12 protein-coding genes are annotated in these 21,559 nt (G+C 46.9%); 7 read left to right on the top strand and 5 right to left on the bottom strand.

Going from position 1 to position 21,559, the window contains the following annotated elements; translation table 11 throughout:
* The 4 genes from BMZ72_RS33625 to BMZ72_RS33610 are packed head-to-tail and all read left to right on the top strand — an operon-like array spanning nt 1 to nt 14,328.
* Nucleotides 1-3,444: a DUF6603 domain-containing protein gene (locus tag BMZ72_RS33625; RefSeq protein ID WP_089815457.1), complete on the top strand. Its 3,444-nt coding sequence runs from the start codon at nt 1-3 to the stop codon at nt 3,442-3,444.
* Nucleotides 3,441-6,830 (top strand): hypothetical protein, encoded by a 3,390-nt coding sequence (locus BMZ72_RS33620; RefSeq protein ID WP_089815455.1) that lies wholly within the window; start codon nt 3,441-3,443, stop codon nt 6,828-6,830. Before BMZ72_RS33625 ends, BMZ72_RS33620 begins: the two co-directional genes overlap by 4 nt.
* Before the next feature lie 16 nt (nt 6,831-6,846).
* The gene (locus BMZ72_RS33615; protein WP_089815453.1) at nt 6,847-12,426 is read left to right on the top strand and encodes a hypothetical protein; all 5,580 of its coding nucleotides are present in this window, start codon (nt 6,847-6,849) and stop codon (nt 12,424-12,426) included.
* Nucleotides 12,427-12,435: 9 nt separating this feature from the next.
* The gene (locus BMZ72_RS33610) at nt 12,436-14,328 is read left to right on the top strand and encodes a hypothetical protein (protein WP_089815451.1); all 1,893 of its coding nucleotides are present in this window, start codon (nt 12,436-12,438) and stop codon (nt 14,326-14,328) included.
* Here BMZ72_RS33610 and BMZ72_RS33605 read toward each other — a convergent pair.
* The 3 genes from BMZ72_RS33605 to BMZ72_RS33590 form a co-directional block, all read right to left on the bottom strand.
* Nucleotides 14,284-15,084, bottom strand: a complete 801-nt coding sequence (locus BMZ72_RS33605; RefSeq protein ID WP_089815449.1) for a hypothetical protein — start codon at nt 15,082-15,084, stop codon at nt 14,284-14,286. The genes BMZ72_RS33610 and BMZ72_RS33605 overlap by 45 nt on opposite strands.
* Before the next feature lie 7 nt (nt 15,085-15,091).
* Nucleotides 15,092-15,319 carry a helix-turn-helix domain-containing protein gene (locus BMZ72_RS33600; RefSeq protein ID WP_089815447.1) on the bottom strand — a complete coding sequence of 76 codons (228 nt, stop codon included), beginning with the start codon at nt 15,317-15,319 and terminating at the stop codon, nt 15,092-15,094.
* Between the two features lie 717 nt (nt 15,320-16,036).
* Nucleotides 16,037-16,795, bottom strand: coding sequence for a hypothetical protein (locus tag BMZ72_RS33590; RefSeq protein WP_089815445.1), 759 nt, complete (start codon nt 16,793-16,795; stop codon nt 16,037-16,039).
* 516 nt (nt 16,796-17,311) lie between these two features.
* Here BMZ72_RS33590 and BMZ72_RS33585 point away from each other — a divergent pair.
* From BMZ72_RS33585 to BMZ72_RS33575, 3 genes are all read left to right on the top strand, one after another.
* On the top strand, nt 17,312-18,391 hold the full coding sequence (locus tag BMZ72_RS33585; protein ID WP_089815442.1) for a fatty acid desaturase family protein: 1,080 nt from the start codon (nt 17,312-17,314) through the stop codon (nt 18,389-18,391).
* 89 nt (nt 18,392-18,480) lie between these two features.
* Nucleotides 18,481-19,482, top strand: a complete 1,002-nt coding sequence (locus BMZ72_RS33580; RefSeq protein WP_089815439.1) for a hypothetical protein — start codon at nt 18,481-18,483, stop codon at nt 19,480-19,482.
* Nucleotides 19,483-19,569: 87 nt separating this feature from the next.
* Nucleotides 19,570-20,136 (top strand): DUF4291 domain-containing protein, encoded by a 567-nt coding sequence (locus BMZ72_RS33575; RefSeq protein ID WP_089815437.1) that lies wholly within the window; start codon nt 19,570-19,572, stop codon nt 20,134-20,136.
* Nucleotides 20,137-20,202: 66 nt separating this feature from the next.
* On the opposite strand, the gene BMZ72_RS33570 is transcribed toward BMZ72_RS33575, so the two are convergent.
* Nucleotides 20,203-20,766 carry a DUF4256 domain-containing protein gene (locus BMZ72_RS33570; RefSeq protein WP_089815435.1) on the bottom strand — a complete coding sequence of 188 codons (564 nt, stop codon included), beginning with the start codon at nt 20,764-20,766 and terminating at the stop codon, nt 20,203-20,205.
* 139 nt (nt 20,767-20,905) lie between these two features.
* Complete coding sequence (locus tag BMZ72_RS33565) at nt 20,906-21,454, bottom strand: hypothetical protein (protein WP_143087852.1); 549 nt, start codon at nt 21,452-21,454, stop codon at nt 20,906-20,908.
* Nucleotides 21,455-21,559: the final 105 nt, after the last annotated feature.

The following is a 21,559-nucleotide window of genomic DNA, read 5'->3' as shown; positions in this document are numbered from 1 at the left end:
ATGGCATCAGCAAGACAAATAGGTACATTCGAGGCGATCACCATGGGGATCGGACATTTCCTGTCTCCCCTGGAGCAGGAGCTTGCCGGCGGGAAAGCGCGGGATCTGCTGGCTTCTCTGGGATTACAACTCCCGCCTGCGGCAGATGGCGTGCCTGCTTTCTCCAGTGCCATTGCTGATACCTACAATAACGCGAAGCAAATCCCGACACTGATCAATAGTCTGGTAACAGCTATTGACGCAGAGAACGTCAGCAATATCTTCAATGCCGCCAAAGACCTTGCACAGGCTATTGTCAATACGATCAAAGGATTTGACGGTGTGGCAACTGCCATCAATGGCCTAAGCGGCCCTACCGGTATTCCCGGCCCTGTACTCAATGATTTTGCGACAAAGCTGCCGGGACGTCTGATGGATTATCTGATTGTGCGGAATATTGAACAGGCGCCTGTAATACCGGAAGTCCTGGAATTCATTGGCGCAATAGAACGAAAACTGGTGAATGCAGGTTCGGGTGATCCCAATCTGCCGGAGTTTGAAGAATACAGGTTCCATGTCGACAAACTCATGGACTTTCTATCTGCTCCGCTGGACCAGTTAAAAAGCATGTACGACTGGGGCACTGGCAGCTTCGATGGCAATAAGCTCCTGCCTGCTTTACAGCATCTGGCCAACTGGGCCGGTTATCCGGCAGTGATCGACACCAGTGTCAATCCGAATGTGCTGGATATCTTATTCGCAGAAATCTCTCCTAAAACAGATATCAATCCCAAAGGGATTACCATCCGGCTGGTCAAGAAAATTGACGTCAGTAATACCATTCCTTTCAATCAGGGAGGAGACTGGCAGCTGGAAGCACTGATCAGCGGTGATATTGAAGCCTCAACAGCTATTACCATTCAACCAGATGGCAATATCACCTTTGCACCGCCTGCGGCAACTGTCAATGGCGACTATGGTGTACGCTTCACTTCCGGTAAAGCTGATGGTACGCCTTTTATCATCTTCGGACAACCTGGCAACTCCCGGCTGGAAGTCAAACAGTTTATCCTCGAAGCAAAGACCAAATTAAATTTTGGCACCAGTACAGCCCCTACTGCGCCGTTTGTGATCAGTGGCGATATCAAGGGCGGCAAACTCATTATTGACACTTCCGGCGCTGATGGCTTCATTAACAAGTTGCTGTCAGGCATCAAGATAGAAAATGAGTTTGAGCTGGGTATGGGATTCAGCTCTTCACAGGGGCTTTTCTTCCATGGCAGCAGTGTACTGGAAGTACGTCTGAACGTACACCTTTCTCTGGGTCCGATAGATATCAACGGCCTCTATCTGTCCTTCGGCATGCAGGGCAAGGAATTTCCTATTGGTCTGGCGACAGATATCAAAGCCAGTCTGGGGCCATTGAATGTCGTCGTAGAAAACTTCGGCGTACAGGCAAAGATCAGTGTGCCAGACGATCGTAAAGGCAATGCTGGTCCGCTGAATTTCGACATAGGATTCAAACCGCCTAAAGGCGTTGGTTTATCTATAGATGCCGGCATCGTAAAAGGTGGCGGTTACCTCTATTTTGATTTCGATAAGGGAGAATACGCCGGTGTGCTGGAGCTCTCCATTGTTAAGATTGTCACTGTCAAAGCCATCGGGCTTATTACGACAAAGTTGCCCGATGGCAAGCCGGGCTTCTCTTTGCTCATTATCATCACGGCGGAATTCGGCACCGGTATACAGTTAGGATTTGGATTCACCTTACTCGGACTGGGTGGTTTACTCGGTCTGAACCGGACCATGCTACTGGAGCCACTTGCTTCAGGTATACGTACAGGCGCTATCAACAGTATTATGTTCCCGCCGGATCCAGTGGCCAATGCACCGCGCATTATCAGCGACCTGCGGACCTACTTCCCTCCTTATGAAAGAAAGTTCCTGATCGGTCCGATGGTGAAACTGGGATGGGGTACGCCGACGCTGATCAGTGTAGCTTTTGGTATTATCATAGAGATCCCGGGTAATGTAGCGATCATCGGTGTGTTACGGATCAATCTACCTGATGAGAATGTGCCCATCGTTACTATTAACGTAGCCTTTGTTGGTGCGCTGGAGTTCGATAAGAGCAGGATCTGGTTCTTTGCTTCCATGTTCGACTCCCGGATACTGTTTATGACGATGGAAGGAGACATGGGATTGCTGATGGACTTTGGTTCTAATCCGAACTTTGTGTTGAGCGTAGGCGGTTTCCATCCGCAGTTCAATCCACCGCCATTACCTTTCCCGAATCCAAGACGTATACATATTGATGTACTGCGTACGCCGGTAGCGCGTATTACGGCAGAGAACTATTTTGCCGTGACCTCCAATACCGTACAATTTGGTTGTCGTGCGGAGTTCTTCTATGGCATCAGCGCATTCAATCTGCATGGCGATTTCAGTTTTGATGCACTGTTCCAGTTCTCGCCTTTCCGGTTTATGATCGACATGTCCTTCTCACTGGGCATGGATGTATTTGGTGTGGGTGTGTTTACGGTACGGCTCAAACTACATCTCAGCGGACCAGCACCCTGGAATGCACGTGGTACAGCGACACTGTCTATCGATCTCTGGCTGTTCTCTATTGATATCTCCGTTGACTTTGATATCACCTGGGGAGAAGCTGACAATCCGAAACTGCCAGCCATCGATGCGATTCCGATCCTGGTGATCGAATATAACAAAGCAGATAACTGGAAGGCGGAGATCCCTGCGAATCTGACCCTGCTGGTATCATTGCGCAAACTGGATACCACGATAGAAACACTCGTGTTACATCCACTGGGTACCCTGCATATCAGTCAGCGGGCGATTCCTTTAGGTATCAATGTCGATAAGGTAGGCGCGAACCCGGTTCAGGACGCACATCTGTTCTCTGTAGAAACTGCCAGTCCGGGACTGACCATCACGAGTATCGCTCCACAGGAAAGATTTGCCATTGCGCAATTTCAGGAGATGAGCGATGCGGATAAGTTATCACGACCTGCCTTCCAGGAAATAGATGCCGGTGTCGAACTCGCCTATTCCGGCAAACAGCTTGGTTCTTCGAAAGTGACAAAACGCATCGTGCGTTATGAAGTAAAGATCAATGATGTGGATGGTAAACGGCGTGCGTTCCGCTGGTTTAAGAATATTGGCACGCTCTTCTTCCACTGGCTGGGCGGCAATGCAGTAAGTTATTCTGCACTGTCCTACAGCAGGAAGATCGCCATGGTACCAACACTGGCTGATGACCGGATCAAGGTAGCACAACCCGGTTACGTAGTAGCAGGTGTAAATGATAACAAGCCATTGTCCAGTGCACCGGTATTTGCATCAGAGGCACATGCGCATGACTATCTGCAAAAAACGTTTATCAATAATCCCGGGATGATAGAAGAAATTCACGTCATTCCAACATTTGAAGCCACAGCAGTATGAGTATTGCAACTTATTCCTTTCTGCCTTACCTGCGTCAGGGACTGGCAAACGGTCTGCAATCATCCGGCGGAGCCCGCGGTACCTTTACCGTGGACCTGAAAGTACGCGGTGACAGCGCCACTGCCCCTGTTGAGCAAAAGAAGGTGGAGATCTATGGTCCCGGAGACATTGTCGGCATAGATCCCCGTGCGATCGTTAAGACAGACCCTCACCCCTGGATTACCAATTTTGAGCCGAATTACCTGGCCTATATCGACTTTTACAGCGAAGACTACCCCTGGCGCTATACGCCGGTACAAGCGGCCGGAAAACGCTTAAATCCCTGGATTTCGCTGATCGTACTGGCGGAAGGTGAGTTTACCGAAGTCGGGCAAACAACCGGAAGACCATTACCTGCCATTAAACTGAGCAATCCGGGTATACGCGATTTCTTCCCAAAAGCGGATCAGTTATGGGCCTGGGCGCATGTGCATATGAACGGCGACCTGACGGCCAGCGACAGTACCATCCTGGTAGATGGACAGGCTGCTGTAGACGCTGCATTGGACAAACTGCAAGCAACGCTGCATACTAACGCAGACATGGCGTATTCGCGCCTTATGTGCCCCCGGAAGCTATTGCCAAGTACCCCTTATCATGCGTTTGTGATCCCCTCATACGAGAGTGGACGTCTGGCGGGTCTTGGTGGAGATGCTGCCGCTATCGCAGCTGCTGCACTAAATATCGGCTGGCAGCAACCGAATGTGGAGTTCCCTTACTATTACCGCTGGCAATTCAATACAGGTAAAGAAGGTGACTTCGAATACCTGGTCAGGCTGTTGAAGCCCAAAGTAGCAGACAGCCGGGTAGGAAGACGCGTCATGGATATGACCAAACCGGGTGCTAATCTGAAATGGCAGGAAGACCCCGCACACAATCTGGGCGGTATACTCCGTCTTGGCGGCGCCTTACAGGTGCCGGATGAAGCGCTGACCGATGAAGAAATTGACAAGAAAGAAAAATTTGATAAATGGGCCATCCGTAATCTGCCGGCCCTGCATCCCTTCCAGGTGCAGCTGGCCGGCTTTTTAAATCTGGCGGATGATTATAATCTGGTGAAATCTGCAGATGCTAATGTCAATGCAAAAGAACAGAGTCAGCTGGACATTGATCCCAATGAAGATGCCGATCCGCTGATCACCCCTCCTATTTACGGTAAGTGGCATGCCATGGTAGAACGTGTATATGTAGACCGTGATGGCACCCGTATAGACCACAACTACAACTGGCTGAATGAACTGAACCTTGATCCCCGCTTCCGTGTACCGGCGCATTTCGGTACGCGTGTGGTACAGGAGAATCAGGAAGATTATATGGAAGCTGCCTGGGAGCAGATCGGCGAAGTACTAAAAGCTAACAAGAAAATACGGTTTGCACAGTTTGGTATGGCCGCTGCCACTGCATTGTATAACAAGCACCTGATCACAGCAAATGCGGTATCTGCGCCGAAGACACTTTTACTGACCGCACCTGTGCAAAAGCGGATCATGTTTAATAATGCGACCGTCTTCCATAACATGCGGCAGAGTGTATTACCCAATACGATACTATCAGCGCCTATGCGCAGGATCGTCAGACCGAGAGGACGTATTGCCTTTCATCTGGAAAAACAATTACCTGCCGGTGAGAAAATACGCCTGGAAACTGTTGTGACCAAGATCAATGAGGGAGAAATATTACCAGCGCCTCCAAAGACAGTTCCACCTGCATTACCAACTGTCGATGAAGTAGCAGGCAGCCTTGAACCGAACATTCCATCATTCCTCAAGGATCTCTTACGTCGTCATAAATGGCTGCCATTAGCAGCATTAGGCATTGCCATATTGATCATACTCCTGTTATTGCTGTTTGGTGCAGGAGGTGGATTATGGGCGGTGGGTGTAGTGATTGCGGCTGGCTTTGTCTATCTCTGGCGCCTGTTGTCACAATGGGCGAAGGCATTGAATGCAGCTGAAGCTGTTGCTTCTGACAATCTCACGCCTGCTACGGTAGATGAAATGCCAAAGAGTACTGATTTCCATCTGACCGATATCGACGACACATTCAGACCCAATACAGGGAATACAGATAGTGCGAACAGTGCAAAATTCAAGGACTCACTGAAAGATATGTACCGCCTCTTTGAAGGCGTCAAAGCGGACATACCAGCGAAACGTGTCCCAATCAAACTGAATCTTCAGCAGGTAGCGACAACAGTTGTGACACAACTGCAACCGCAAAAGACGATTCCTGCCTGGATCTGGCAACAGGTATTTTTCCCTCCATGGATAAAAGATCAGATAGATACAGAACAGTTTACAGAAGCAATGGCGTATCCGAAGATCAACAAACCGATGTATGAAGAACTGAAGAAAATCTCTGATGAGCTGTTCCTGCCGAACGTTGATAAAATAGAACGTAACAGTATGACATTACTGGAAACCAATCAACGTTTTATTGAGTCTTATATGGTGGGCCTGAACCATGAGTTTGCAAGGGAACTGTTATGGCGGGAGTATCCGACCGACCAGCGTGGGAGCTATTTCAGACAGTTCTGGGATGTATCCAGTGTATTGAAAGACCCCGCTTTGCAGGGGGAGAAAGAAGAGATTGCACGCGAACCCTATTACGACATCCCTAAACTACATTTCTGGAGAAGAGCCAGTAAACTGGGCGATCATGATCATCGTCAGCCGCCGGGAGAACCACCCAAAGAAGAGATCGTACTGGTAATACGCGGTGAGTTGCTAAAGAAATATCCGACCACAGTCGTATATGCGCATAAGGCCATCTGGTCGAAGAACAGTAATGGTCAGTTTGATGTGAAGCTGGTCCGGAGTCTCCATATGCAGGCAGAAGGCGACAAAGAGAAACCTGATCCGGAAGTGGTACGCACACCTTTATATCAGGCGAAGATCGACCCGGATATTTATTTCTTTGGATTCGATCTCACGGTAGATGAGGCGAAAGGCGAAAACGAACCCACGAATCCAACACTGGAAAATGCCGGATGGTTCTTTGTGCTGAAAGAAAGACCTGGTGAAGCACGCTTCGGACTGGATGTAACGGCCACTGATGGTGGCAATCAGAACCTGGTGAGCTGGAATGACCTGGACTGGGCCAGGGTATTACCAGGCGACGGCGCGATAGACGTATTGAACCTGCCGGCACCGCTGGCATTGCCTGCCAGTCCGCCGCCGGTATCCGACCCTGACAACACAGAAGAAACCGGACAGCGGGACCAATATCTGGACGACAAGCAGATCACCTGGGACGGCAATGTGGACGCTGCTAATCTTGCCTACATCCTTTACCAGGTGCCCATGATGGTGTGTACACATGCGGCAGACATGCTTTTAAAGAAATAAACTAATTAAACAGCTCATGGCCGATTTTGAACAAACCAGGAATGAATTAAGCAAAGGTCGCAATGATCGCGACAATGCACGGCAGGACCTGAACAGTGCAGCCTATCAGTTACGCCGCCTGCAACAGGAGCGTGATGCACTGGAAAGACAGAAAGGAGATAATAACCCAACGTATTTAAAGCGTCGTGCGGAGCTGGAAAAACAGCTCTCTACAGCGAAGAATAGCTATAGCAGACAACAAGAAAGATTCAAAGCGATCAGCGGACAGCTCGTTGACCAGGAAAACGCTTTTGAATTTTTCACAGATCCCCGCAGGGAACTGAGTGCACACTTCTCCAATCAGACCCCGTTCCTGTTATTTCCCTTACGTTTGGAGACCCGGTTCAAGACCGTCGATAATGCAGCGCAGCTATGGGTGCGTGTTTATCCGGACGAGTGCCTGGTAGACGGCTTTGAGCCATTATTATCAGAAAAAGAAGTGAACAATGCCGCTCGTTTCTGGGCAGAGTATTATAGTGCCGGTACCTCTGCGGACCCGGACAACCCCGATCCTGCGGTTGTCAATTTGCAGAAAGCCGCATGGGCATTACTCGTAGGTGCAGCAGGTGATGGCAGAGCGGCCTGGATCACCCGGCAACTACAACCAGACGAAACTACAAGCGTATTTCCTTTACGTACAGAAGATAGCGTCATCCTTGCGATTGCAACTGACAACTGGGACGCCGCTACACAGGTTGCGATCTTTGATCTGTTTACGAAGTTGTGGTATGCGTATGGCAATGCCGCATTGTCTGCGCAGATCAGGGACCAGTTCAATACGGCCAATCCGGCACTGAATGCGGATACCGTTTTTAATACCTACCGGCCTGTTAATTTCGATGACAAGTTACCTATCAATATAAAGAAAAGAGAAGATGCGGATGTGAAGATAGCAGTAGCTGTCTTTCCTGACCTGACGGATAAAGCCGGTAAGGCACATGGCTGGTCGCAGGCATCACGCGTGAATCTGCTGCCCGAAAGACTGGCATTGATCCGTTATAAAAACAATACTGCTATGGAGCCGGTATTTGGCCGGACCATTCCAGCCACGCTGGCTACCAGCCCTGATCCTTCTGAGGATGCGGAAAAACAGTTTGAACAAAATGAGGCGTATGACATGGAGTTTGCCGAGGAGATCAAATGGGTGGCTGATTTTGATAAAGCAGTCAGCATTGGTATGGGCTTCCGTATCAACCTGGCGCCCGATGAGGTGAATGGCTTCCAGCGGCTGATTGTACTGGGTGTGCGCCTGGGCAGTGATGCGGTAACAGGCAAGCAACAGCTGGAGACATTATTCGATCATCATTACTTCAGTAAAAAGGGATTTACACTATTACCACAGGGTACGCCGACCAATAATACCGGCAGCAGTAATTCCGGTTATACCGGCACAGAAGATCCGGATAAGACTTTCGACCTCTATTTCAAAGGCAAGGCTGGTTTTACAGAAACCGCCGATGCCAATCTGAAGCGAGACGGGCAGTGGATGGCGGAGTGGCTGGGACTGGACTATGCGACCTTTAAAAAGGTGTTACACAGTGACCAGAAAGACCAGGCAGATGCCCGTAACATGAATATAGCCCTGTGGCCCGGAACAATGGGTTATGTGCTTGATGCGCTGATGCAGGGTGGATTTACCGGCGAGACACAACTCAATACCCGTACTTTCTTTAATAGCTATGTCAGTGGCCGGGGTGCGGTGCCTGCGATCCGTATCGGCAACCAACCTTATGGCATACTACCGGTAGCACCTTTTCAACGCCTGGAATGGCTGAATCCGCAGACACCCGTACCAGGGATAGCTGTGATCAATCAAAGCTTTCCGGCCTTCCTGAGAGGGCTTTATCAGCTTTTATTACAACTACATGCACGCTGGAGAGATGATATGCTGAACCAGGTACCCTTTGTGGCAAAGGTGTCTTCTCAACCTTACCAGGATCTGCTTGATATTATCGGACTACATCCGAATTCGGTGGAGTTCCATCGCCGGTATATGGAAAGCCTTATTGAAATGAAGAATAAGGTGAGTATTATCAACCCTGCTTTCCAGTTCAATAGTAATGTAGTCAGTGATGCGGTCAATTTATTGCAATCACTTAAATATCCGACGGAGATACTCCCACAGATAGCCGCCTTGTTAGGTCTACCATGGGAAGCGCCTATTCTGCAACTCATAGATGATCAACCCTTATCTGAAGAAAAAGGTATCCGTGAATATACTGCTGATCATAAGAATTACATCGCAGCGCTGATCGCACAAGCCAGTAAATCACTAAATGCAATCCGTACCGGCGAGGGACTGTCGGAAAGACCGGCAGCAGAATTATATCGCCTGTTGAAGTATGCGCTTGAACTGGCGTATCATAAGAGTGCGGTAGATGCCGCGGAAGAAAAGAAGGTCTTCAATGCACAGCAGATCCTTGCGATGCGTACAGAACAGCCGTTCATGCATCAGCAATGGAAAGACACCGTAGTGGAAAGCCGCTATGCGTTGCTATATGATACGGTACCACAGATATCGCCAAATAAGACAGTATCTGAATACATCCGGGATTCTATTTTCCTGGAGGAGATCCCTTTCCATTCCCGTTATCTGGCCTCACAGCTCAAGGCATTGGAAAGCCTGCGTGATGCTTCTACTGCCAGGTTAGAACGTGCATTCGTAGAGCATCTGGACAACTGTCATTACCGGCTGGACGCCTGGAAGAATGGTTTGTTGACACTGGGCTTGTCTGACATGCGTAACAATCAGCCTGGTGCTCATTATGACAATCGCAGTACGGGTATTTTTCTGGGTGCATTTGGCTGGCTGGAGAATGTGAAGCCGGAGAAAAATAAGGTACTGACACCGAAGCAGATACCCGAAGAGCTAAAAGACGATTTCAATAAAAACGGTGATAAGGTCTTTGTAACAGATGCGGCCAATGAAGGGTACATTCATACCCCTTCACTGAACCAGGGTGTTACAGCGGCGGTGTTACGCAATGGCTATATCTCGCATGGTAAGCCCGATGCCAATAACGTGCTGGCGGTTAATTTATCGTCTGAAAGGATACGACTGGCCTTGTCCGTCATTGAAGGCATACAGGGCGGTCAGCCGCTACCAGCTTTATTAGGCTATCATTTTGAAAGGACATTACATAACCGCAGTGACCTGACTGCTAAAAAGATCGATAGTTTTATCTATGCGATCCGTAAGATATTTCCGCTGAATGCGGACCAGTTAAAGGACACAAGAGTATCAAATACCAACGATCCTTCCGTGGATCCGGATACTGTACCAATTACTGCCATTGAAGCACGCAATGTGGTTCATGGCAGTAATCTGGTAAAACATGTGCAACAACAGACGGGTGTCAACCGGCAATATCCATTTAACTTAGCCCTGCCTGACGGCGAAGCTGTGATCAAAACTGCCATCACAGAAACTGTTTTACAGATCATGGATATCGCGGATGCGATTGCTGATCTTGGTATAGCGGAGAGTGTACATCATGTCGTAATGGGCAATACAGAGCGTGCTGCAGGTGTACTGGAAAGTTACAGTAAAGGCAACTATCCGCAGGAACCGGATGTGATACGTACCCCGCGGAGTGGGCCGACGCTGACACACCGCGTGTCCATTCCATTTACCTATATTGCGACAAATGCAGGTGGCGCACCCCGTGCATTGTCAGAACCTTCCGTAAACCAGTGGCTAAGCAATATCCTGCCACCATTAAATAAGATCGTTTGTCAATGTGCGTATTTCAGCCGGACGGATGGTTTAGAAAAGAAAACAGAGATCTCGCTACAGGCCATCGGACTGGATCCGCTGGACCTCCTGTATATGCTGAATGCGCTGGATACGCAATCACTCAATGAGCTGGACGACCGTCTGCTCTTCTACATACATACAACTGCCGATCCGATCATTGACAGTGCGATCACCTTTAACTATATCGAAGAACCAGCAGATACCAGTAAACTGTCTGTCTTCCAGGTCATGCCGCTGGTGAAGAGTCTGCGTGCACTGATCATTGAATCGAGTCCGCTGACACCCGGAGACGTTGCACTTCCGAATGAAGTAGATAAAAATGATCTGCCGGCGCCGGAACTCGCTTCACAAAGAGTGACGGGCTTACGCGATAAACTGGCTGGTGATCTGGCTGCTGCCAAAGGAGCTGGTGGCATTCTCAAAGCCCTCCAGGACCTTCCTGTTTTTGATACGCTAACCGATCCGCAGGCAGAAACGATCCGGCAGGATGCGGATACCACCATGCAACGCTTTGCGGCATTCCTGCTGACATTAAGTAGCTATGGATTACCGCAGACCAGCATTGGCGGCATCTATGCACAGCAGCAGCAATGGTACGTATCTTTAAAAAATAAGGTAAAGGAACTGGGAGACCGCTGGGCACAGAAAGCAACTGATTATACAACTTTGCTCGCTGCCAATCCGGTACCAACCGAAGAGGTGTTACTCAACCTTGAAAGATTGATTTCTTCTACTACCACGACGGGTGTGACCTTAGCGGTTGTTCAAGGTAAAAAGAGTCTGTTCGATGCGGAACTGAGTAAACTGGCGAACATTCTTAGTACCCGGTACAATAGTGTGTTTGCGCTTATACAGGACATCCGGAACGTCAATACGGAGCCGTTTGATAACGTGACACTGAATATCAGCGATGAACTGCGGCAGATACCCGTATTCATCTATGACTTGCAGGCCCGCGCAACAGCATTGCTGACTGAACTGGAAACAAAGAAAATCCCTGCTATCAATACCATATTGGGAGCTCTGCCGACATTGAGTCCGGCAGACCAGGCAAAACAGGTAGAGGCGGCTGTCCGTATCATTCTCGGTGATCAGTTCAAGCTGTTCCCCCGTTATGCATTGCCCCCTTCCCAGCAGACAGAGATCAGCAATTCCTGGAATGATACCAACGCCCTGCTGAATCATCTGACCACTACCGCGGGCTATCTGAATCCGGTAGAGGATTGGTTGCACGGTATGGCGCGTGTACACGATAAAATGAAGCACCTGGAGAACTGTGTGCTCATACGGGAGGCTTTTGGTATGGCAGAGGGAGATATGCTTCTTCATCCCGTGCAATTGCCTTATCTGACTGAAAAGTACCACTGGATGGCGATGCCGTTCCCGCAGGCGGATGTAGACCTGGAAGCACAGAATATCCTACTGTATACGGCTTACACACCGACTTTGGCAATGGCGCCGAATGAGGTCTGCGGAGCGCTGGCAGATGAATGGACAGAGATCATTCCCGCTACGGAAGAGACGACAGGCATTACTTTCCATTATGACCGTCCGAATTGTGAAGCGCCACAGACCCTGCTGCTGGTGACACCATCCCGGCATACGGGCAACTGGGACTGGAATGACCTGGTTGATTCACTGACGCACACACTGGAATCAGCCAAGTTGCGCGCAATAGGACCAGAACAGTTCAAGGACACCGCGTTTGCTACCTTATTGCCAGCCGTTATTGCTGTAGAGAGCCTGTTTCCCTACTCTATTGTGCTGGATAACAAATTACATTACACCACTACCGCTTAACCTTCGTTTATGTTAATACCTGCCGAAGTCGAACTGAAACAGATCACCAAAGCAAAGGCATTCCCCATCTCCTACTCCTGGAGCCGGCTGGAAGGACGTCCTGTTACTGATAACTTTGACCGTGCGTTGAAAGCGGAGGTAAGAGACGCCCTGTGGATGCTGACCCGGCAATGGCAGCTGGGTGAGTTTGAAGGAGATGATGCAGGATCGCCTGTTACCGCGAAACTATGTACATCTACGATTGAAGTGAATAAATACAAGGCGGATGATCAGACCGTGCAGTCATTCAATAAGAATGTACCTTTTGAAGCGACCGTTGAACAACGCCCTGTTCCTTTCAATACGTTGCAACAGGACCTCTCTCTGGACCTACGGCTCATCATGGGACGACGCTGGTTACAGCTGCTAAAGAACAAGAGCTTGTTAGACGCGCCGATGAAACAGTTCTTCCTCGACCATTACAGCATCCGTAAACCTGTGCCTACCAATACCGCTGATGCCGGTATCTGTGCACATCCGGAGACCTGGCAACAATATGCAGCGGTCGCCGGTCGCATGATCGATGGCGGTAAATTGTATCTTGAGCTGAAAGATAATACTGTTCCACACTACTACGACCTGCCTGATTTTCCGCCTGCAGATCATACCGTATTGGATGGAATAGAAAAAGATTTCCGCGCCTGGTTTTCGAATCTGTTATACCAGCCGGAAGATCCCATCAATGATGCCTGGAAACCGGAACAACTGGAATACCAGTTTGCTATTTCTGCTCCTGCGGGTAATGGAGAAAAGGTGCTGCATGCGGAGGAATATTATCATGGTCACCTGGACTGGTATAATGTCGATGTAGCAAAGGATACGCCTACTTTAGGCGAATTACCGCCCGATGCACCACCCGCACCGGTACCGGTTAAAACGACGCAATCATTAATCCCCGCACCGGTTCAGTTTGAAGGCATGCCGAATACACGTTGGTGGGCATTTGAAGACTCACGGACAAACTTCAGTTATGTCAAACCAGATACAGCGGAACTGGCAAAACTCCTGCTCATCGAGTTCGGGCTGATCTATGCCAATGACTGGTACCTGATCCCTTATAAACTACCTGTAGGCACCCTGACCAGCATCAAAGGTCTGACGCTAACCAATTCTTTTGGAGAGAATTTCTGGATAGACGCTGCCGGTAAAGGGGACACGAATGATTTCCTACGCTGGAATATGTTCTCCATGAAAGTGGATAGTACGACTCCTGTGCCTACGGATAATGATCTGCTTTTATTACCGACTGTCGCTAAAATACAGGAAAGTAAAGCCCAGGAAGAAGTCCTTTTCATCCGGGACGAAATGGCTAATATGGTGTGGGGGGTAGAAACGATCATTCCTCTGCCTGGCGGTACCAGTAAATCAGGCTTCGAAGCTGCCGCAGAGTATCATTCCTTCCTGCAAAAACTGATCGATGATAGTGGTGTGGTACTGCCTCCTGGTCCGCCGGTGAAGGATGGCGATGAAGAAGCCCGCATACGATATGAGGTCATGAACGCCATACCGGAGAACTGGATCCCATTCGTACCTGCGCATGTGGAAGGGAGTAACCGGGAGGTGCAGCTGCAAAGAGCCGCTATGCCAAGGATATTGAATAATGACCCTAAAACAAGGCCGGATAAGATCCGTCCGCGGACGTCATTGTTGCAGTATAAACTGGCGGAGAAAGGGGCTTATTTTATTCATGAGGAAGAAGTGCCGAGGTCCGGCGTGAGGGTCGCACAGTCTTATCAAAGGACGCGGTGGAATGATGGGAAGGTGTTTGTGTGGTTTGGGGTGAGGAAGACTACGGGGAAAGGTGAAGGTAGTAGTGGGTTAGGGTTTGACAGGATTGTGAACAGGCCGGCGGATACCCCCTGATATGGATGCACAGCTTTCTTCAGGACTCATATTAAAGAATAATTCAGGATCAGCTGTATTGATCACCATTTCCTGTAGTTTATCTGCCGGATAGATCTTAGGTCTGTTCTTTTGCGCATCATAGCAAAAGATGAAACTCTTTGTTCTGCCTACATAGTAAAATGTGCTATCGGAAATAATCCTATTTCCGTCAAAAACCATTTCTGTTCCGCTGTACAAATAACGATCCTTTACAAGTCTTGCATTTAACATGCTATCCAGGCTGGTTAATAAAATGGATGAGATAAACATAAACACCAGCAATTTCCATTTATAGACCGGATGTTTCCGGAAGAATTGCAGTTCACCTTTGGCTGTGTGATTGAAAAAAACAAGTGCCACAGGCAGGTATAATACTATACAGATTACCAGGAATTGCCCTCTTGCCTGCGTATTTGTATCAGATGTGATAAGATGTATTAACAGCAGGAAAAAAGAAAGTAATACATTGAATGAAAAGCGCCATCCGGATAAAAGTACAATCAACGGGATCAGCAATAAGAGATAGTTCGGGAGCTGATGCAGGAACAGCGAGCCTATTTCGGAAATATCGACGTAGTCAATAATGGGTATATTGAAAGTGTAATAATAAGTGACAAGGTTCACGACGCTTACGAGGATCATGAGGAATGAACACTTCAGGAAAAGGTCGAGTGAAGAGGACACCTGTTCCTGATTATCGGTAGGTTGTTGGGGGTATTGTGTGTAGATACTCATTGGTTAATTAATATTCATGCAGATCATACAGTTCACTTAACGTTACCTGCAGTGATACAGCAAGCTTTATTAAAGTAGTAAAGGCAACATTGATCTTACCATTTTCTATTTGGGATATATCCCCTGCAGTTATTCCACTGACCATTTCCAGGTCAAGCTGAGTCATATTTTTGCGCTTTCTTATTTGCCGGAGGCTATTTCCCAATGTTTGTAATATTACCTTATTATCTTTCATTGCGAAGAAAATTACGGATATCCTCTCAATTGCTCAGCTAAGCACAGGCTTCAACTCTCTTAAAAAAAGCCGACAACTCAAGATTAAAATAACTGCATAATGCTGATAACGTACTAACACCTAGATTAGCATTCGCTGTTTTTATTCTTCCAATATGGATATTAGTATCATTATATACATCCTCTTGAGTGAAACCGTTTTCTTCCCGGAGCTGCTTCAACACAATGGCAATTTTCTTTAATAATTTGATGTCACGTATATGTGCCAAAGGACAATGAAAATGAGAATAAAGATCCTTTTGTTTAATGACAATAATGTCATTATTTTCTTTTTTTACAAAAAAATGGTATCGATATAATTGATTACTACTATCCCAAATACACAGTTCCCTCCTTAATAAAGCAAGTAAAAAATATATTAGCCATCAATCATTTACCTATCCTTCTATGTAACAAAATATGTGAAGAATGTGGATAGAGCATTCCCACACGACTACACCCCTGAAAACACGGGCCACTCCGGCTATAAACGTGGACTTGTACCGGAGTTAATATGCTTGCCTGGCCCGGCAGATATTGATAGTAAATAAAGGAGAAAACGCCCCTTAAGGCAATAGAAGATTATTACAGGGACCCTGTTTAATAAAATAGTATATCATTCACGTACAACAATCAATAGTAAAATTCAACCCAAATACATGCCTATAGCGAATACCCGCTATTCCAGCTGAATAAACGTCTGCCCGCAACCCTCATATGCAGAAAAGACCATCAACGACGGGACTTCATCTAATCTTTTATATTGCGGAGACACCACATTGTTAGTCACCTCTTTCGGCTCAGGCAGCTCCACCCCAACAATATCCGCCGCCATATGCTTCCTGTTACCGGAAGGCAATTCATTGTACAATCCTCTAACTTGTACAGTTACTATCAATACACCGTCTCCCGGCACATCCAAAGGCAACTCAGCACCAGCAAACGCCTCCCCGGTCCTGATAACCAGCCGGACAGCATCGGTAGCTATTATTTTATGTTCCGAAAAACCGATACGGGCGCCCATTACTTTCACCTCCAGCGCCGTTATTCCCTCCAGCGCCGGTAATACCTGGGATGGAATAGACAAAGTGCTGTTGTTGACGTAAACCGGCATTTCGATGAAGAAACGATCTATCCCCGTACTTTGATTAAAACGGAAGCCTTTCAGGCGTGTAATACTCCCCGTTTGAATAAGCGCCTTATTCAGTCTGTTCACCCGGGTCGTATCGCAACGAATATCCAGTTCCTCCGCAAAAGCCCTGCGGATCAATGCGCCTTTTTTACTCGCCAGACCGAAGCGTTGCGCCGCCCGGCGGGTAGCCGCTGTTTGTCTGACGGTTTCCGGTTTACTACGCAACAGGTATTGCCCTTTGCGTTCATAGCCGATCATGTTGCCCAGTTTACCGGTAAACGTGATCAGAGAAGTTTGTTTTGCCATATTACATAAATTCGGGTGATGGTATGAAAATACGACATTCCCAAGGGCAGGGTCTGCCTGTTTACTGAAGACTTTTTAACTTTATTCGAAGTATTATTCACATTTCTTCAGAAATATCAGTTGCAACACCCATTCGTATCCAATGCGGGGCGAACAAACATTAACAAATTAGAAAATCCGGGGCATGACGCATGCTGATAAAAGGTTTCAGCGCGAAAGTGGCCAAACAGTAACACCGGAATCTCCCCGGCCTCATGCGTTGATAAAAAAAATAATACATAATTAAATAATTTAGACATAAATTGGGTGAGGATTCTTTGATTTGAGTATTTTGCTTGCGAACTATTTTTGCTATTTTAATAGTAACTAATCCTTCTCATCTTTAGCTCTCGCCTTAGTCTTCTTTTTTACGTTCAATCTTATATGTCAGGAACTATTCAAGCCTACAAATATTATTACTCAGGGGATTTTGCCTGTAAAAATCCTGTGCTCACTTATTAAATACAACTTAGAAGCATGTCCTTTATCGAAAACGTATTGGCCCGTCCCAGTTATGGATGGAAGAACGAAGATGGTTCATTTATCAAACCAACGCCGAAACAACTGTTTTCTGAGTTCTTCAGCAGATTGGACATTACCGCATCGCGTAAGAACTGGTTACCATTTTTCTCATGGCTGAAGATCCTTAGTCTGTGTCCGTTCTTCTTCATATTCATTGCAATGGAAATAAACGACTTTAGCATCTGGCACCTGGTAGCGGGGTTCGTTTACGGTATGATATTTATGGGCACCCATGGCACTATCTGGTACCACCGCTATGGTACACACCAGGCGTATCAGTTCAGTAATAAATTCTGGCGCTTTTTCACCGGTAATCTGGTAATGAAGATGATTCCGGACGAAATCTATATTGTTTCGCATCATGTGCATCACTCTCTGTCCGACAAACCAGGTGATCCTTACAATGCAGAAGGCGGGTTCCTATATTGCTTCCTGGCCGATGTAAACCATCAGCCGATCGCAAAGGACCTGAGCGAAGAAGATTATAAAAAGGCTGTAGGGCTGATGAGCCACACCGGCATCAAAGCAAACAGCTATGAAGAATACCAAAAGTGGGGCTCTATTGCCCGTCCGGTAAATACAATATTGGGAACGATCGCTAACTGGGCTTTCTGGATCACCGTTTTCTATCTGATCGGTGGACTTTATCTGACAGCAGCGATATTAACCGGCGTCTTCATCTGGGGTGTGGGTGTAAGAACCTTTAACTATGAAGGACATGCAAAAGGTGAAATAAAACACGTAGAAGGTTTTGATTATCATTTCAAAGATAAATCTATCAATCAGTGGTGGCCTGGTATCGTTGCCGGTGAATGGCATAACAACCATCACCTCTACCCTGCCAGTGCAAGATCAGGTTTTCTGAAAGGACAGATCGATTTCGCCTGGTATTATATCAGAACATTGAAGTTCATCGGTGGTGTAAGCTCTTTCAGAGATTCAAAGCAGCAATTCATGGAAAATTACAGGAAGCCTTACCTGGAAGAATTAGAGCGCATGAAAGCAGCTGCAAAACAGCCCGTAATAGCAGAATAAATAAAAAGTTATAACGAAAGGTGTTTGGCAACAATAGAATATTTTCTATTTTGCGAAACACCTTTCGTATTTTAATTAAATAATCCAAAATGTTCGACACCCTTACCAGTCTTATAGGACTGCCTATCTCTGATGACCGTATCATAGCATTTATTGAAAAAAACGGATTCAAATATCCCAAAAAGCCAACTATCTCTAACCGCTCTACTGACACCACCTATTGGGTAGAAAATAAGAAACTCGGCTTCGACCTCTTATTCAGTGCACAGGTTTTCCTGGATAATTATCCTTTAATAGCCGGAGATAAAAAAGGTATTTTTATTCCCATACTGAGCAGTGTCAGATGGCATAATAACAAATCAAAAACTCGTTTTCCCCATGACCTGGATTTCAGCTTCAAATTTGATGCATTGAAAAACATACTGGGAGAACCAACCCTGAAAAGTAGTGATATTGCACGGGTATGGATAAATGATGACGGGAGTGAGAGTTTTTACCGTTGGTATTTGCCCGTAGACACTGAAAAAGATATTTACTGGGGATTACAGTATGACGATGATGACAGCATCCGCGATTTTAGTCTGGGTCTGCCATACGACATGCCTGTTCTTGAGTTTTATGATAAATTCATGAGTGAAAACTTCGCTACCTTCTCAAAAGCAACAGGATTCTACAGAACCGCTAAGTTAATGTTCCTCCAGTGGGCTATCGAGCGGGACCTGCTGAAACTCGATACTGAAAAGGCGAAAATCGCAACTGCCATTAAGGAAAGAAAAGCTCCCATAACAGACATGATCAAAGCGCTTGACAGAGGCTATGTGCTAGAAGATGACTTTTCCGCAGAAAATAGCTTTGCCCGTATCTATACGCATAACTTAAGTGGCTTTAATATACTCTATACGCAGGACGTGGCATTTACGTACCTCCAGGATGCTACGCTGAGAGAGAATTACTTCGGAGAAGCTGCCAGAGAGGTACTGAGTACGTTCGTGTATAATGAGGAGAATTATCAGATCGTAAAAGGCATCATTGACAACCGGCTGGCAGAATATAAAAGCCATAAATTCAGTAAAAGTAAACAGCTGGCTTAATTACCAGCTCAATAACGATATCAGCTATAAGCCATCTCCTACCCACGGGGATGGCTTATTTTATGAGAAGAAATGTAAATTGCAGGCATGAAAGAAAAAACGATCAGGGCGCTATATGATGAGGAATCGATCACTGTATATCAGGCATACAATGGCCTCATTGCAAAAAGAGCGGTAGAAGCGCAGACATTCACAACGCCTCCGTTCAAGAGGGATAGAATGACCTGGATCAAACCTTCTTTCTGCTGGATGATGTATCGTTCCGGATGGGCTACTAAAGAAGATCAGGAGCATATCCTGGCGATTAAAATAAAGCGTAGCGGATTTGAATGGGCCTTCCAAAATGCAGTCCTGTCTAAATTTGACCATAAGATCCATGGCACCACTAATGACTGGAACAGGTTACTGAAAGCATCTCCGGTAAGGGTACAATGGGATCCGGAAAGAGATATTTATCTGCAACCTACCGATCAACGTGCTGTTCAGATTGGCATATCAGGTACTGCCGTTGACCAATATATTAATGAATGGATCATCGGGATAGAAGACATCACCGCTTATTCGCAAAATATCGGACAGCTAGTGAAGGCACGCAAGATAGATGAAGCGATGGCACTGCTTCCGGAGGAACGCCCTTATCCTTTGCCAGAATAAGGCATTTTGAGCGCGCACCATCGCATACACATGTTATATTCTTACTTTATCAAGCGTAGTTGTATTTTACACCGTCAATGCACCACGGAAGCCTCTTGCCGCATAGTAAGATTCCGCACCATTGTGATACGTGAAAATATGGTCGTAACGGCGATCACAGAAGATGGCGCCACCTAGTTTTCTGATCTCAGCAGGTGTTTTTACCCAGCTGGAGGTCTTCAGATCAAACTTTCCCAGTTCCTGTAAAGCACGGTATTGCTCTTCCGTCAGCATCTCTATGCCCATCTCTTCCGCCATATTGATGGCACTATCTTCAGGTTTGTTTTCCTTCCTGGATGCCAGCGCCTCACTATCATAACAGGTGCTTCTGCGTCCCTTCGGACTTTCAGCTGAACAATCAAAGAATGTATATTCGCCGGTCTTCTTATCATGTGCTACTACATCCGGTTCACCACCTGTTTCTTCCATTGCATTGAGCGACCACAATTTAGCTGTACTGGCTTCCAGTTTAGCGGCCACCGCTGCCCATTCAATTCCTTTATGGCGGGCTGTATTCTTCTCAAAACGCGCTTTCAGTGTTTTGAGCAACTCTTCCTGTTGTGCGGATGACAATTTCTTTTTGGTGTTCATAGCTTGAAATTTATTGTTGATAAGATAGACCCGGCATTATGTAGTCAAGTGACTACAAATATACATGTAGCTATTTAGCTACGCAAATTTTTCTAAGAGAAACCAGTAAATTAATTGAAATACGAGTAAATAATCCTGCTCAGGACGGACGAATAATCCTTGTATAAACGTCATATTGGGCTGCTTCCTCTATCACACGGGCAGGACCAGCGCTCCCCACATTCCTGACTTCGTTCCATACCAGCATCAGGGTCATGTGCTCGCTTCCGTTTGTCAACGCATCGTGCAACATGCGGACGTTCAGTTGCTGGAAAACATTCGTTTTACGTTGTTCTGCTGCCTGTTTATCCAACATGACTACCGGCAGCATAGACAACAAGCGGTCAAAACGCTGATCCCATTGCTGTCCGGCAAATGATACTGATTTCTGTTTAAATACGGCAGGTGTCATTGGCAGATACAATGTAGCCGGAATACCCAGTTCCAGACATACCTCCAAAAAAAGAATATCACCACCGCAGGCACCGGAGGCAATGCCGTGTAACTGTTCCCGCTGTACTAATTCTTCTTTCAATTGTGCTGTAATGTCTGCCTTCACCCGCTGTTCGTTGGATGCCGGGAATCTGGGTGTCAATGTTCTGTCCGGGCCATCGATCATGTGTCCCGAAAATAAAATACGATGGGTCATTGTTATTGCTATTGCTGATGCAGCATCACTGCTGTGACAATCTGTTTAAAGATACAGATAACTGATCCAGTCGCCAAACACGTTATTGGTGCAGGAAACCACGGC

Source organism: Chitinophaga sp. YR627 (assembly GCF_900114995.1).
Lineage (GTDB): Bacteria > Bacteroidota > Bacteroidia > Chitinophagales > Chitinophagaceae > Chitinophaga.
The sequence above is the reverse complement of the archived record's forward strand: the minus strand, read 5'-3'. Positions and strand labels throughout refer to the sequence as shown.

Excerpts from the sequence above, each read along its gene's own strand:
- BMZ72_RS33625 (WP_089815457.1), top strand. The coding sequence starts at position 1 with ATGGCATCAGCAAGACAAATAGGTACATTCGAGGCGATCACCATGGGG.
- BMZ72_RS33620 (WP_089815455.1), top strand. The coding sequence starts at position 3,441 with ATGAGTATTGCAACTTATTCCTTTCTGCCTTACCTGCGTCAGGGACTG.
- BMZ72_RS33615 (WP_089815453.1), top strand. The coding sequence starts at position 6,847 with ATGGCCGATTTTGAACAAACCAGGAATGAATTAAGCAAAGGTCGCAAT.
- BMZ72_RS33610 (WP_089815451.1), top strand. The coding sequence starts at position 12,436 with ATGTTAATACCTGCCGAAGTCGAACTGAAACAGATCACCAAAGCAAAG.
- BMZ72_RS33605 (WP_089815449.1), bottom strand. The coding sequence starts at position 15,084 with ATGAGTATCTACACACAATACCCCCAACAACCTACCGATAATCAGGAA.
- BMZ72_RS33600 (WP_089815447.1), bottom strand. The coding sequence starts at position 15,319 with ATGAAAGATAATAAGGTAATATTACAAACATTGGGAAATAGCCTCCGG.
- BMZ72_RS33590 (WP_089815445.1), bottom strand. The coding sequence starts at position 16,795 with ATGGCAAAACAAACTTCTCTGATCACGTTTACCGGTAAACTGGGCAAC.
- BMZ72_RS33585 (WP_089815442.1), top strand. The coding sequence starts at position 17,312 with ATGTCCTTTATCGAAAACGTATTGGCCCGTCCCAGTTATGGATGGAAG.
- BMZ72_RS33580 (WP_089815439.1), top strand. The coding sequence starts at position 18,481 with ATGTTCGACACCCTTACCAGTCTTATAGGACTGCCTATCTCTGATGAC.
- BMZ72_RS33575 (WP_089815437.1), top strand. The coding sequence starts at position 19,570 with ATGAAAGAAAAAACGATCAGGGCGCTATATGATGAGGAATCGATCACT.
- BMZ72_RS33570 (WP_089815435.1), bottom strand. The coding sequence starts at position 20,766 with ATGAACACCAAAAAGAAATTGTCATCCGCACAACAGGAAGAGTTGCTC.
- BMZ72_RS33565 (WP_143087852.1), bottom strand. The coding sequence starts at position 21,454 with ATGACCCATCGTATTTTATTTTCGGGACACATGATCGATGGCCCGGAC.